The organism is Escherichia whittamii (assembly GCF_014836715.1).
Taxonomy (GTDB): Bacteria; Pseudomonadota; Gammaproteobacteria; order Enterobacterales; family Enterobacteriaceae; genus Escherichia; species Escherichia whittamii.
In genome coordinates this window covers 21,176-34,764 of record NZ_JACSQI010000013.1, presented here as the reverse complement: position 1 = coordinate 34,764, position 13,589 = coordinate 21,176, and the positions used below count along the sequence as shown (strand labels likewise).

General features: G+C 52.0%; 11 protein-coding genes. 7 read left to right on the top strand and 4 right to left on the bottom strand.

Annotation, left to right across the window (positions count from 1 at the left end):
- Window position 1: 1 nt before the first annotated feature.
- Together dppD and dppF are read left to right on the top strand one after the other, a co-directional pair.
- Complete coding sequence (gene dppD / locus H9644_RS17540; RefSeq protein WP_064527824.1) at window positions 2-985, top strand: dipeptide ABC transporter ATP-binding protein; 984 nt, start codon at window positions 2-4, stop codon at window positions 983-985.
- The gene (gene dppF / locus H9644_RS17535; protein WP_105289477.1) at window positions 982-1,986 is read left to right on the top strand and encodes a dipeptide ABC transporter ATP-binding subunit DppF; all 1,005 of its coding nucleotides are present in this window, start codon (window positions 982-984) and stop codon (window positions 1,984-1,986) included. The genes dppD and dppF overlap by 4 nt, the downstream gene beginning before the upstream one ends.
- Window positions 1,987-2,015: 29 nt before the next feature.
- On the opposite strand, the gene H9644_RS17530 is transcribed toward dppF, so the two are convergent.
- Window positions 2,016-3,287 (bottom strand): aromatic amino acid transport family protein, encoded by a 1,272-nt coding sequence (locus H9644_RS17530; protein WP_064527820.1) that lies wholly within the window; start codon window positions 3,285-3,287, stop codon window positions 2,016-2,018.
- Window positions 3,288-3,762: 475 nt separating this feature from the next.
- Here H9644_RS17530 and H9644_RS17525 point away from each other — a divergent pair, with 475 nt between their 5' ends.
- Window positions 3,763-3,870 (top strand): type I toxin-antitoxin system toxin Ldr family protein, encoded by a 108-nt coding sequence (locus H9644_RS17525; protein ID WP_074399495.1) that lies wholly within the window; start codon window positions 3,763-3,765, stop codon window positions 3,868-3,870.
- Between the two features lie 86 nt (window positions 3,871-3,956).
- On the opposite strand, the gene bcsG is transcribed toward H9644_RS17525, so the two are convergent.
- From bcsG to bcsE, 3 genes are read right to left on the bottom strand one after another with little or no spacing between them, the layout of a single operon-like run.
- Window positions 3,957-5,636: a cellulose biosynthesis protein BcsG gene (gene bcsG, locus H9644_RS17520; RefSeq protein ID WP_191775667.1), complete on the bottom strand. Its 1,680-nt coding sequence runs from the start codon at window positions 5,634-5,636 to the stop codon at window positions 3,957-3,959.
- Window positions 5,633-5,824, bottom strand: coding sequence for a cellulose biosynthesis protein BcsF (bcsF, locus tag H9644_RS17515; RefSeq protein WP_064527814.1), 192 nt, complete (start codon window positions 5,822-5,824; stop codon window positions 5,633-5,635). The genes bcsG and bcsF overlap by 4 nt, the downstream gene beginning before the upstream one ends.
- Window positions 5,821-7,392 carry a cellulose biosynthesis c-di-GMP-binding protein BcsE gene (bcsE, locus tag H9644_RS17510; RefSeq protein ID WP_191775665.1) on the bottom strand — a complete coding sequence of 524 codons (1,572 nt, stop codon included), beginning with the start codon at window positions 7,390-7,392 and terminating at the stop codon, window positions 5,821-5,823. Before bcsE ends, bcsF begins: the two co-directional genes overlap by 4 nt.
- Window positions 7,393-7,665: 273 nt before the next feature.
- Here bcsE and bcsR point away from each other — a divergent pair, with 273 nt between their 5' ends.
- From bcsR to bcsB, 4 genes are read left to right on the top strand one after another with little or no spacing between them, the layout of a single operon-like run.
- The gene (bcsR, locus tag H9644_RS17505; protein WP_064527810.1) at window positions 7,666-7,854 is read left to right on the top strand and encodes a cellulose biosynthesis protein BcsR; all 189 of its coding nucleotides are present in this window, start codon (window positions 7,666-7,668) and stop codon (window positions 7,852-7,854) included.
- A gap of 11 nt (window positions 7,855-7,865) precedes the next feature.
- Complete coding sequence (bcsQ, locus tag H9644_RS17500) at window positions 7,866-8,618, top strand: cellulose biosynthesis protein BcsQ (RefSeq protein WP_064527808.1); 753 nt, start codon at window positions 7,866-7,868, stop codon at window positions 8,616-8,618.
- Complete coding sequence (gene bcsA / locus H9644_RS17495) at window positions 8,615-11,233, top strand: UDP-forming cellulose synthase catalytic subunit (protein WP_191775664.1); 2,619 nt, start codon at window positions 8,615-8,617, stop codon at window positions 11,231-11,233. Before bcsQ ends, bcsA begins: the two co-directional genes overlap by 4 nt.
- A 10-nt stretch (window positions 11,234-11,243) precedes the next feature.
- Window positions 11,244-13,583, top strand: coding sequence for a cellulose biosynthesis cyclic di-GMP-binding regulatory protein BcsB (gene bcsB / locus H9644_RS17490; protein ID WP_191775662.1), 2,340 nt, complete (start codon window positions 11,244-11,246; stop codon window positions 13,581-13,583).
- Window positions 13,584-13,589 lie beyond the last annotated feature (6 nt).

The following is a 13,589-nucleotide window of genomic DNA, read 5'->3' as shown; positions in this document are numbered from 1 at the left end:
GATGGCGTTATTAAATATAAATAAATTATCGGTGCATTTCGGCGACGAAAGCGCACCATTCCGCGCCGTAGACCGCATTAGCTACAGCGTGAAACAGGGCGAAGTGGTTGGGATTGTGGGAGAGTCAGGCTCCGGTAAATCGGTCAGTTCACTGGCGATTATGGGGCTGATTGATTATCCGGGCCGCGTAATGGCGGAAAAGCTGGAGTTTAACGGCCAGGATTTGCAGCGTATCTCGGAAAAAGAGCGCCGCAATCTGGTGGGTGCCGAAGTGGCGATGATCTTCCAGGACCCGATGACCAGTCTTAACCCGTGCTACACCGTTGGTTTCCAGATTATGGAAGCGATTAAGGTGCATCAGGGCGGTAATAAAAGTACTCGCCGTCAGCGGGCGATTGACCTGCTGAATCAGGTCGGCATTCCCGATCCGGCGTCGCGTCTGGATGTTTACCCGCATCAGCTTTCTGGCGGCATGAGCCAGCGCGTGATGATCGCGATGGCGATTGCCTGTCGGCCAAAACTGCTGATTGCCGATGAACCGACCACCGCGCTGGACGTGACCATTCAGGCGCAAATCATCGAACTGCTGCTGGAATTGCAGCAGAAAGAGAACATGGCGCTGGTGTTGATCACTCATGACCTGGCGCTGGTGGCGGAAGCGGCACATAAAATTATCGTGATGTATGCAGGCCAGGTGGTGGAAACGGGCGATGCTCACGCTATCTTCCGTGCGCCGCGTCATCCGTATACTCAGGCATTGCTGCGTGCGCTGCCGGAATTTGCCCAGGACAAAGAACGTCTGGCATCGTTGCCTGGCGTCGTTCCCGGCAAGTACGATCGCCCGAACGGTTGTCTGCTTAACCCGCGCTGCCCCTACGCCACTGACAAATGCCGCGCTGAAGAACCGGCGCTGAATATGCTCGCTGACGGGCGTCAGTCCAAATGCCACTACCCACTTGATGATGCCGGGAGGCCCACACTATGAGTACGCAAGAGGCCACCTCGCAACAACCATTGTTGCAGGCTATCGACCTGAAAAAACATTATCCGGTGAAGAAAGGCATGTTTGCGCCGGAACGTCTGGTAAAAGCGCTGGATGGCGTTTCGTTTACTCTTGAACGTGGCAAAACGCTGGCGGTGGTAGGTGAATCCGGCTGCGGTAAATCGACGCTTGGTCGATTGCTGACGATGATTGAAACGCCGACCGGCGGTGAGCTGTATTACCAGGGACAGGATCTGCTCAAGCACGACCCGCAGGCGCAGAAGCTGCGTCGGCAGAAAATCCAGATCGTCTTCCAGAACCCCTATGGCTCGCTGAATCCGCGTAAAAAAGTTGGGCAAATTCTCGAAGAGCCGTTGCTGATAAATACCAGCCTAAATAAAGAACAGCGTCGGGAAAAAGCCCTGTCGATGATGGCGAAAGTCGGCCTGAAAACCGAGCACTACGATCGCTATCCTCATATGTTCTCCGGCGGTCAGCGTCAGCGTATCGCCATCGCCCGTGGTCTGATGCTCGACCCAGATGTGGTGATTGCCGACGAACCGGTTTCCGCGCTGGACGTCTCAGTGCGTGCGCAGGTGCTGAATCTGATGATGGATTTGCAGCAGGAACTGGGGCTTTCTTATGTCTTTATCTCGCACGACCTGTCAGTGGTTGAGCACATTGCCGATGAAGTGATGGTGATGTATCTGGGCCGCTGTGTGGAGAAGGGGACGAAGGACCAAATCTTCAATAACCCGCGTCATCCGTATACTCAGGCACTGCTCTCTGCGACGCCGCGCCTGAATCCGGACGATCGACGCGAGCGCATCAAACTCACCGGCGAACTGCCAAGCCCGCTGAATCCACCGCCGGGCTGCGCGTTCAACGCCCGCTGTCGTCGACGCTTCGGCCCCTGTACCCAGTTGCAGCCGCAGCTAAAAGACTATGGCGGGCAACTGGTGGCCTGCTTTGCTGTTGATCAGGATGAAAATCCGCAGCGTTAACTTACAAAACCGGGGCTATGCGCTCCGGTTTACTCAATCAGCTTCAACAGTGGCGACAAGCACAGCAAAATGCCATAAAACAGGATAAGCCATGTTTTTAGCCCGCGTAGTTTTTTCAGTTGTGAAACTTTAGAGATCAGGAAAAACGGAATCAGGCACGACACAATGCCATACAACGGGCTTCCCAACTGAAAGAACACCAGCACCGATACACGAAACGAAACCCAAATCGTCAACGTAATGACGATAAAAGCGCAAATTGCCAAAGTCAGCATGCGCGAGTTAATTTTCTGGATATCAATAATTCGGCTTAACAGATTGAGAATAATGCCTTTAATGGCCTCGTGGAAACCGAGGTAAATGCCAAAGAAAGCGGTCAGTACGGCAAAGATATTCAACACCGTAGAGGTGATATGAATGATATGTCCGGGGATCACCTGCGCGGCCAGTGCCAGTGCCGAGATATTTTGCTCAAAGGCAGAAACCGCCTCTTCATGGCTTATCGAAAAGGTAAACGAAAAGGCAAAAAACAGGATCACCGCGATGAGCGTGATATAGCTAATCCGGTGGGTACGCAGCGCGAGCCGAGTTGCCAGTACTTTATCCGTTTCCCGTTTACGATAGGCAATATTCATCGGGTTAAGCACCTGAATAAATACCGCAGAAAAGAAACAAAATGGAATGGTGAGCAGGACGTCGCGAAAAAATACGGAGGCTTGTGGGAAGGCGGCTATATTGGCGAAATTCCAGTGTGGGATCATCGCAAAACCGAACACGACAATAATCCCTACTTTGACCACCACCATTGGCCCAGAGATCTTAAACAGCAACCTTTCACCGCCAGACGCAATCGCAACCAGTACGGCGAAAATAGCGACTTTATAAAGTAGAGATTGTGAAAGATCGGCATCGGTTAAACCGAAGGTTTTCAGGTATGAGGCGCTGTCGAAAACCACGGAGAGAGAGTAGATAAAAATCCCGTGGATAATCATCAAAAAGTAGATAACTCCGAGGAAAATTCCCCAGTTTTTGCCCAGGTAATGACTGATAATATCTGTATAGTCATTACAGGAATCACTTTCTGAAAGTGTCTTTAAATAAATGTCCTGCACTATCCAGGTAGCTGGATAAGCAATGATTGCAGCGGTAATAAATACCCAAATTCCCTTCAGGCCAATTTGTACCGGCATCAGTACGGTTCCGGCACCAATCGCCATTCCTATGCATAATAAAACCCAGCCGAAGTCGTAGCGCGTAAACGGCAATTTGTGATCGTGTAATGGTTGTGTGTTGTGCTGCATAAAGTCCTGTCCAGAAAGAAGTCAGCCTCGTAAAAATGAATAACCCCAGCTTCTCTTGCGCAACTGGTAGAGAAGTTGAATACGCAGTGTGTAACGAATGAGACAACAGATTCACTGGGGAGAACGCGAGGAGGCGCAATTCTACAAAATTGCGCATTTCACTACCAGTCTGGAGTCAGCCCGGATATTAACTGCAACTATTGTAAACAAAGAAATTAAGCTGGAAGGCATCACGCAATGAGGAAGATTGCCGGGTGCTGACGGTAAAAAGCAATCATAGAATCAGCGGCAAGCCGGGAGGATCCCGGTGAGGCGCAATGTTGCGGGGGCTTTATCCCTGGTGGCATTGGTTGCTGGAGAGAGAAAACCCCCGCACGTTGCAGGTATGCACCTGACAACATCACGGGGGCTAATCTTGAACCTAGACCACTCAAGAATAGCCGCGAAACGTTGTCATTACAACAGAGGCGGCTATATGACGCTCGCAGAGTTGAGCATGGCCTTCTGGCATGATTTAGCGGCTCCGGCCATTGCTGGCATTCTCGCCAGCCTGATCGTGAGCTGGCTGAATAAGCGGAAGTAACATGCCATGCGGGCGTCAGGCTGCCGTAATGGCAATTTGCGCCCGGACCAGGCCGCAGGGGTGAAACTCTGCGGCCTTTTTCGTAATTACTGCGGATAAGGCACCCAGTCGCCACCGTTCAGGCGAACATACGGTTTATTTTGATATTGAATGACCACCGCATTCGAGTTCTCGGAAACAGGCGCCGTCTGCGGTAATCCACTGGTGAGTTTTTTCCAGTCAACATTGTCTTCGGTGAAAATCTTGCCATCGAGAACGCGAACCACCAAATCAGAGATTGCCAGGAAGCTGCTTGGTTGGTCGATGACAATTGGCGCGCTCTGATGTGGTGTTTTCATGCCGAAGAATTTCACGCCAACCGGTACATCAGTGATTGCCGGACTAGGAATATCACGCAAACCAGACACTTGCATTCTGTCACCTTTCAACGCGCCACCGTGTTCCGGCACTACGACCACCATCACTTTACGGCCAGATTTCTCCAGCTCGGTAAAGAACGCATCCAGTTCATCAAAGAATTTCTGCGCCCGCGCTTTGTAGTCTGCTGTTTTGCTGACTCCCGGATAATGGTTGCCATCATGCAGTGGAAGCGTGTTGTAGAACGTAGCGCTACGAGTGTTTTTATCTTTTTCGGTAACGTCCAGCCAGCGATTAAGCACGGCGGTATCGTCATAAACCGGTGAGCCATCAAAGCCCAGCAAAATGACGGGAAGATTTGTTTGATCCATTAACTCCGTTTGCATACCGCCATTTTCGCGAACTTCTTTCAGGAAGCCGCCAAACTGGCCGTTATGTCCCATCATCAGGTGCTGGGTAAAGCCCAGTTTTGACAAGTTATCGAACAGATAGCAGTCATTATTTGCCGGTTGATACAGATTGGTGTGCGATGGCTGGCCGCAGCTGGCGCGCAGCAGACGAATCGCCGCCGGACCGCTGTATGAGGTTGCAGAGTTAAAATTCTTGAACTCAATATCGAAATGCGACCACAACGGATGTGACATTAATCCGGCAGCTTCAATATCCGACCATGAAAGCGAGCAGATATTAATCACCAGAAGCTCAAATGGTTGCGCATCCGCTGGCAGCGCGGATGGGAAGGCCGATTTACGTTTCGCCTCGGCGTTATAGAAATTGTTCAGCCAGGCATTGAGGTTTGCGGTTGTCGGCGGTGCAGTTTGCGCTGGCATATCTCCAACTACTGGCGTGCCACCGGTTGCCGCGACAGTTGCCGCTGCGTTACCGCCCGTCGTTGTTACCGTGGTAGTCGGTTGACCGGCTGGCCACAGGGAGAAACTTGGGCCAGCCAGCGTAAGTACGTTCAGCCACACCAGAATGGCGACCACAAAAACGGTGATGCGAATCCATTGCGAAAGGAATAACCAGGCCACTAGCAAAACAAAGACAGCACCAATCATCTGCCAGTTAATAAAGCGCGTGACCAGGTCGATTAAATAATCGGTACTAAAGCCTGCCACCTGTGACCCCTGACTCATAATACTTTCCGGGCCAGGTAGCCAGGTATCATGCCAGAAGAGGGCAAAGCCGATCGGCAGGGCGATCCAGTGGCGCAGGCGATGCAGGCTGTAGCGCGGAATCGGCATTAGCAAGAATGCGGCAAACACCAGATTGAGTAGCGGATGGAAGTTAAGGTAGCCCGCCCACAACAGGCCGAACTTAACCAGAAAATAAAAGTTCCAGCCAGAAAGGCCGCGCCAGTATTGCCAGAGGGAAGAAGGCATAGTGGTATTTTGGGTAAATTGAGTCATTTTTTGGTAGCCCTGGCTTTTTCTGCACGGCGTAACGTACCGGTCGGTTTTACATAACGAGGTTTCGCAAATAACAAACGCAGGGTGTCACGAATGCGCCGTAGGGAATGGCGCGCCAGATAGCCCAGCGGGAAAAAAACAAGCGCACAAACGACAATGATTTCAATGATATCGCTGATGGTCATCATGAAGAATGCTCCACAGGATCACTCAACAGTCGCAGCGGTTCCGGTATTCGTCGCCAGTTACGCCCATCATGCTCGGCATTGATTACCGGCATGGAGGCCTGAGTTAAAGGCAGTGGCACCCCCCACTGTTCCGGGGCCAGCAGACGCATTTGCACCAGCTCGGCGCTGATTTGGTCATCTTCAAACCAGACCATACGGTTAGAGAAAATATCGCCGGTAGGCAACGGGAAAATGTGATTCAACGCAGTATCCAGATCGTTGATCCGGCAGAATGAGAGGAACAGGACCAGCCGATTGCCACCAACGGTCATAATGTCGCCAGTGCGATTTGGACGGCATAGTGTCAGGGCTTGCTCAACACGAATGCCAGGAACCGGGCGCAGTGCTACCAGCACCCCTTTACCATGTGCAGGCAGCAACGTGTTGTTCATCATATTATTTACTGCGTTACAGAACACATCCCACTTTTGAAAACCGCGCAGTTTCAGTGGTTGGGTCATGGACAGCAAGGTCGCGATATCTTCCGGAACATAGCGGCTGAACTTCTGCCCTTGCACGCTTTCAATCATCGTCAGACAACGGGAGAGCGGAGCATTCCACGGAATCACCATATTCGCACCGCAGGCCAACAACAAACGTTCATCCGTGGCGCGCAGGCTGGCGATATTTTCCCGTACGAGGATTTTGATCGCACTACCGCGCTGGCGACGCAGGGTATGAATGCTGCGGGCCAGTGGCTCAATTTGCGCATTTTGCTGTAAAGAAAACACCACCGTTGCCGCCTGAGCGGTACGGGCTTCATTGAACAGGGCTTCGTTGTTGTCGAACAGTTGCCAGTGTTCTGATAGCGGGGGGGCGCCTTCCAGCACAGCAATATTGCTAAGAATGCGTTTTTCATCGCTGCGTGGTTGGATCTCCGCTTCTTCGCGCTGAACTAACGTCCAGATCCCCTCTTGCTGCTGAACGATGAGTTGCTGACGGGCGCTAACCCCTTTTTCGTTGCACCAGAAGGCGATATCCAGCAGATGTTGCTCGCCCTGAAAACGCAAACTGGCGAGGCCAAAAAGAGAACGGTACTCTTCAAGCAACAATGAAAATTGTTTATCGTTATTATTTCCTGGATTAATTACCAGCAGTGAACAATGGTATAATCTACTCCACTTGTTCATTTTATCCAGCCATGAACGAAGCCGCTCAGTTGGAATGTTTTGCCATGCGTTATTGGCGCAAACAAGAATAAAAAGATAATTTTCGGGATCAATAGAACATTGTAAATCACGGGGCAAATAGTATAGCCCCTTTTCATGATTTAGCATTGAAAATAATTTTATTTTTTCCGGTCCGTGAGAATCATCTAATTTGAAGGTTTTTCCGGGATCGCCATCCATGCTAATGACCGCGACTTTCGCGGTTTCAGCTTGAGAAGCTATCGTTTGATTCACAAGGCTGATAGCATCTTCTTGACGATCGACGTTAAACCACCAGACGCCGCCTGCTGGCATATGCCGCAACTCATCCCACAATGATGAGATACCGATAGAGAATACAGGGTCCACAATGTCCCTCAAGTCACCATTTTGTCTGATTATCAGTTTACTAGCGAAAGCTAAGAAATAAACCTACCATTGAAATTAAAACTTATCAGATTTAGCATGTGAATCAATTTAGCAGGCTGGAAGCCTTATGATATCAGTCTTTTCGTTTTTTACTTTCTTTAGTTGCATACATGAAAGTTAAAAAATGAACGGATGGCGTATTGCCGTCTGGCATTATACGGGCAAAATTCTGTCGATTAGAATTGACTGATGCGTGGCGAGTATATTTTATCGAGATTAAGCATAATGAATAACAACGAACAGGATACTCTGCCTGATCCCGCGATAGGCTATATCTTTCAGAATGATATTTTGGCGTTAAAGCAGGCGTTTTCACTGCCTGATATCGATTATGCCGATATTTCTCAGCGTGAGCAGTTGGCAGCGGCGTTAAAACGCTGGCCATTGTTGGCTGAGTTTGCGCAACAGAAGTAGGGGAGTAATGAATGGCCGTACTGGGATTGCAGGGGGTTCGGGGAGGTGTGGGTACGACAACCATCACCGCCGCGTTGGCCTGGTCATTGCAAATGTTGGGAGAAAATGTTCTGGTTGTTGATGCCTGCCCGGACAATTTGTTGCGCTTGTCGTTCAACGTTGATTTTACCCATCGTCAGGGCTGGGCCAGAGCCATACTGGATGGTCAGGACTGGCGAGATGCCGGGATGCGCTATACCTCGCAGCTCGATCTGCTGCCTTTTGGACAGTTAACCATTGAAGAGCAAGAGAATCCCCAGCACTGGCAAACTCAGTTGGGGGCAATTTGCACAGGCCTACAGCAACTGCAGGCCAGTGGGCGTTATCAATGGATTTTGATTGACTTACCGCATGACGCCTCGCCTATAACGCATCAAATTCTGAGCCTGTGCGATCACTTGCTGGCAATCGTCAAAGTGGATGCCAACTGCCATATTCGGCTGCATCAGCAAGCACTGCCTGCTGGCGCGCATATATTGATTAATGATTTCCGCATTGGCAGCCAGGTTCAGGAAGATATTTACCAGTTGTGGTTACAAAGCCAGCGCCGGTTACTGCCAATGTTGATTCATCGCGATGAAGCGATGGCTGAATGCCTGGCGGCGAAACAGCCGCTAGGTGAATACCGCAGTGATGCGCTGGCGGCGGAGGAAATTCTGACGCTGGCAAACTGGTGCCTGTTGAACTATTCCGGGCTGAAAACGCCAGTCGGGAGCACGTCATGAGTATCTTGACCCGGTGGTTGCTTATCCCGCCGGTCAACGCGCGTCTTATCGGGCGTTATCGGGATTACCGCCGTCACGGCGCATCGGCTTTCAGCGCGACGCTTGGCTGCTTTTGGCTGATCCTGGCCTGGGTGTTCATTCCGCTTGAACACCCGCGCTGGCAGCGTATCCGCGCAGAACATAAAAACCTTTACCCACATATCAACGCTTCGTGCCCTCGCCCGTTGGATCCGGTCCGCTATGTCATTCAGACTTGCTGGTTGCTGATCGGTGCTTCACGCAGAGAGACTCCAAAACCACGCTGGCGAGCATTTTCTGGCCTGCAGAATATCCGTGAGCGTTACCATCAATGGATGGACAAACTGCCAGAGCGTGTCAGCCAGAACACGCAACATCTTGATGAGAAAAAAGAACTGGGCCATCTGAGCACTGGAGCACGGCGTTTTATTCTTGGCGTCATTGTGACTTTCTCGCTGATTCTGGCGCTGATTTGCGTCACTCAACCTTTTAATCCGTTGTCGCAATTTATCTTCCTGATGTTGCTGTGGGGCGTGGCGCTAATGGTGCGGCGTATGCCAGGGCGCTTCTCGGCGCTGATGTTGATTGTGCTGTCGCTGACTGTCTCGTGTCGCTATATCTGGTGGCGCTACACCTCCACACTGAACTGGGACGATCCGGTCAGTCTGGTATGTGGCTTAATCCTGCTATTTGCGGAAACGTATGCGTGGATTGTGCTGGTGCTTGGCTACTTCCAGGTGGTGTGGCCGCTGAATCGTCAGCCAGTACCACTGCCGAAAGACATGTCGCAATGGCCGTCGGTGGATATCTTTGTACCAACCTACAACGAAGATCTCAGCGTGGTGAAAAACACCATTTATGCCTCGCTGGGTATCGACTGGCCGAAAGACAAACTCAACATCTGGATCCTTGATGACGGTGGCAGGGAAGAGTTCCGCCAGTTTGCGCAAAACGTTGGGGTGAAATATATCGCCCGAACGACGCATGAACATGCGAAAGCAGGCAACATCAACAATGCGCTGAAATATGCCAAAGGCGAGTTCGTGTCGATTTTCGACTGCGACCACGTTCCCACACGCTCGTTCCTGCAAATGACCATGGGCTGGTTCCTGAAAGAAAAGCAGTTGGCGATGATGCAGACGCCTCACCACTTCTTCTCGCCAGATCCGTTCGAACGCAACCTGGGGCGTTTTCGTAAAACGCCGAACGAAGGCACGCTGTTCTACGGTCTGGTGCAGGACGGTAATGACATGTGGGATGCCACTTTCTTCTGCGGTTCCTGTGCAGTGATTCGTCGTAAGCCGTTGGACGAGATTGGCGGCATCGCCGTCGAAACCGTTACTGAAGATGCACATACTTCTCTGCGTTTACACCGTCGTGGCTACACTTCCGCTTATATGCGTATTCCCCAGGCTGCGGGGCTGGCGACTGAAAGCCTTTCGGCGCACATTGGGCAGCGTATCCGTTGGGCGCGCGGGATGGTGCAAATCTTCCGTCTTGATAACCCGCTTACTGGTAAAGGACTGAAGTTTGCCCAGCGGCTGTGCTACGTCAACGCTATGTTCCACTTCTTATCGGGCATTCCACGGCTGATCTTCCTGACTGCGCCGCTGGCGTTCCTGCTGCTTCATGCCTACATCATCTACGCACCTGCGTTGATGATCGCCCTGTTTGTGCTGCCGCATATGATCCACGCCAGCCTGACTAACTCGAAGATTCAGGGCAAATATCGCCACTCGTTCTGGAGTGAAATCTACGAAACAGTGCTGGCATGGTATATCGCCCCGCCGACGCTGGTGGCGCTGATTAACCCGCACAAAGGCAAATTTAACGTCACCGCCAAAGGTGGTTTGGTGGAGGAAGAGTACGTCGACTGGGTGATCTCGCGACCGTATATCTTCCTCGTATTACTCAACCTGGTCGGTGTTGCTGTCGGCATCTGGCGTTACTTCTATGGCCCGCCGACCGAAATGCTCACCGTGGTCGTTAGTATGGTTTGGGTGTTCTACAACCTGATTATTCTCGGCGGCGCAGTAGCAGTATCGGTAGAAAGCAAACAGGTTCGTCGTTCGCATCGTGTTGAGATGACCATGCCAGCGGCAATTGCCCGGGAAGATGGGCATCTTTTCTCCTGCACCGTTCAGGACTTCTCTGACGGCGGCCTGGGGATCAAGATCAACGGTCAGGCGCAGATTCTGGAAGGACAGAAAGTAAGCCTGTTACTCAAACGCGGTCAGCAAGAGTATGCCTTCCCGACTCAGGTTGCGCGTGTGATGGGTAACGAAGTGGGGCTGCAATTGATGCCGCTCACTACCCAGCAACATATCGATTTTGTGCAGTGTACGTTTGCCCGTGCGGATACATGGGCGCTCTGGCAGGACAGCTACCCGGAAGATAAGCCGCTGGAAAGTCTGCTGGATATTTTGAAGCTCGGCTTCCGTGGCTACCGCCATCTGGCGGAGTTTGCGCCTTCTTCAGTGAAGGGCATTTTCCGCGTACTGACTTCTCTGGTTTCCTGGGTTGTTTCGTTCATTCCGCGTCGACCGGAACGGAGTGAAACGGTACAACCATCGGATCAGGCTTTGGCTCAACAATGATGATAACGCGATGAAAAGAAAACTATCCTGGATTTGTGCAGTGGCTATGGGGATGAGCGTATTCCCCTCCTTCATGACGCAGGCGACGCCAGCAACGCAACCACTGATCAATGCTGAGTCAACTGTGCCTGCCCAGGCGGAGCAAAATCCGCGGGTCGGACAGGTGATGCCAGGCGTGCAGGGCGCGGACGCGCCCATTGTGGCGCAGAATGGTCCTTCACGCGATGTGAAGCTGACCTTTGCGCAAATCGCGCCGCCGCCGGGCAGCATGGTGCTGCGTGGTATCAACCCGAACGGCAGCATTGAGTTTGGTATGCGCAGCGATGAAGTGGTGACGAAGGCGATGCTCAACCTCGAATACACGCCATCCCCATCGTTACTGCCTGTCCAGTCGCAGTTAAAGGTTTATCTCAATGATGAACTGATGGGCGTGCTGCCAGTGACCAAAGAACAGTTGGGTAAAAAGACGCTGGCGCAAATGCCAATTAACCCACTGTTTATTACCGACTTCAACCGTGTGCGGCTGGAGTTTGTCGGTCATTATCAGGATGTGTGTGAAAACCCAGCCAGCACCACGCTTTGGCTGGATGTTGGACGCAGTAGTGGACTGGATCTGACGTATCAATCACTGAATGTGAAAAATGACCTGTCACACTTCCCGATCCCGTTCTTTGACCCGCGAGATAACCGTGCCAACATCTTGCCGATGGTCTTTGCGGGTGCGCCGGATGTTGGTCTGCAACAGGCTTCGGCGATTGTTGCGTCGTGGTTTGGCTCCCGTTCTGGCTGGCGTGGGCAGAACTTCCCGGTACTCTATAATCAGCTTCCGGACCGCAATGCGATTGTTTTTGCGACTAACGACAAACGCCCGGACTTCCTGCGCGATCATCCGGCAGTAAAAGCCCCGGTGATTGAGATGATCAACCATCCGGAAAATCCTTACGTCAAACTGCTGGTGGTCTTTGGGCGTGACGACAAAGATCTATTGCAGGCGGCGAAAGGCATTGCTCAGGGCAATATTTTGTTCCGTGGCGACAGCGTAGTGGTGAACGATGTTAAACCGCTGCTGCCGCGTAAACCGTACGATGCGCCGAACTGGGTGCGTACCGATCGTCCGGTCACCTTTGGTGAGCTGAAAACCTATGAAGAACAGTTGCAGTCCAGCGGGCTGGAGCCGGCAGCGATTAATATCTCGCTGAACTTGCCGCCAGATCTCTACCTGATGCGCAGCACCGGTATCGATATGGATATCAACTATCGCTACACCATGCCGCCGGTAAAAGACAGCTCGCGGATGGATATCAGCCTGAACAACCAGTTCCTGCAATCTTTCAACCTGAGCAGTAAACAGGAGGCGAACCGCCTGCTGCTGCGGATTCCAGTGTTGCAAGGTTTGCTGGATGGTAAAACCGATGTCTCCATTCCGGCGCTGAAACTGGGGGCGACCAACCAGTTGCGTTTCGATTTTGAGTATATGAATCCAATGCCGGGCGGTTCGGTGGATAACTGTATTACCTTCCAGCCGGTGCAGAACCATGTGGTGATTGGCGACGACTCCACCATCGACTTCTCGAAGTATTACCACTTCATTCCGATGCCGGACCTGCGCGCGTTTGCCAATGCGGGCTTCCCGTTCAGCCGGATGGCGGATTTGTCGCAAACCATCACCGTGATGCCAAAAACGCCAAACGAAGCACAGATGGAAACGCTGCTTAATACCGTGGGCTTTATTGGCGCACAGACGGGCTTCCCGGCGATCAACCTGACGGTGACCGATGACGGCAGCACCATTCAGGGGAAAGACGTCGATATCATGATAATCGGCGGTATCCCGGACAAATTAAAAGATGACAAGCAGATCGATCTACTGGTGCAGGCTACCGAAAGTTGGGTGAAAACACCGATGCGACAGACTCCGTTCCCCGGCATTGTGCCTGACGAAAACGACCGCGCAGCAGAAACGCAGTCCACACTGACCTCTTCTGGCGCGATGGCGGCGGTGATTGGCTTCCAGTCACCGTATAACGACCAGCGCAGCGTAATTGCGTTACTGGCGGATAGTCCACGCGGTTACGAGATGCTCAACGATGCGGTGAACGACAGCGGTAAACGCGCCACTATGTTTGGTTCCGTAGCGGTGATTCGCGAGTCCGGTGTTAACAGCCTGCGCGTTGGTGACGTCTATTACGTCGGTCATCTGCCGTGGTTTGAACGTTTATGGTACGCACTGGCGAACCATCCGATTCTGCTGGCGATACTGGCGGCAATCAGCGTGGTGCTGCTGGCCTGGGTACTGTGGCGTCTGCTGCGCATCATCAGCCGTCGTCGTCTTAATCCGGATAACGAGTAATAGATG

Bases quoted from the DNA above. Each gene is read 5' to 3' on its own strand.
- bcsA (WP_191775664.1), top strand. From the start codon at position 8,615: ATGAGTATCTTGACCCGGTGGTTGCTTATCCCGCCGGTCAACGCGCGT.
- bcsR (WP_064527810.1), top strand. From the start codon at position 7,666: ATGAATAACAACGAACAGGATACTCTGCCTGATCCCGCGATAGGCTAT.
- H9644_RS17530 (WP_064527820.1), bottom strand. From the start codon at position 3,287: ATGCAGCACAACACACAACCATTACACGATCACAAATTGCCGTTTACG.
- bcsB (WP_191775662.1), top strand. From the start codon at position 11,244: ATGAAAAGAAAACTATCCTGGATTTGTGCAGTGGCTATGGGGATGAGC.
- dppF (WP_105289477.1), top strand. From the start codon at position 982: ATGAGTACGCAAGAGGCCACCTCGCAACAACCATTGTTGCAGGCTATC.
- bcsF (WP_064527814.1), bottom strand. From the start codon at position 5,824: ATGATGACCATCAGCGATATCATTGAAATCATTGTCGTTTGTGCGCTT.
- bcsG (WP_191775667.1), bottom strand. From the start codon at position 5,636: ATGACTCAATTTACCCAAAATACCACTATGCCTTCTTCCCTCTGGCAA.
- H9644_RS17525 (WP_074399495.1), top strand. From the start codon at position 3,763: ATGACGCTCGCAGAGTTGAGCATGGCCTTCTGGCATGATTTAGCGGCT.
- dppD (WP_064527824.1), top strand. From the start codon at position 2: ATGGCGTTATTAAATATAAATAAATTATCGGTGCATTTCGGCGACGAA.
- bcsQ (WP_064527808.1), top strand. From the start codon at position 7,866: ATGGCCGTACTGGGATTGCAGGGGGTTCGGGGAGGTGTGGGTACGACA.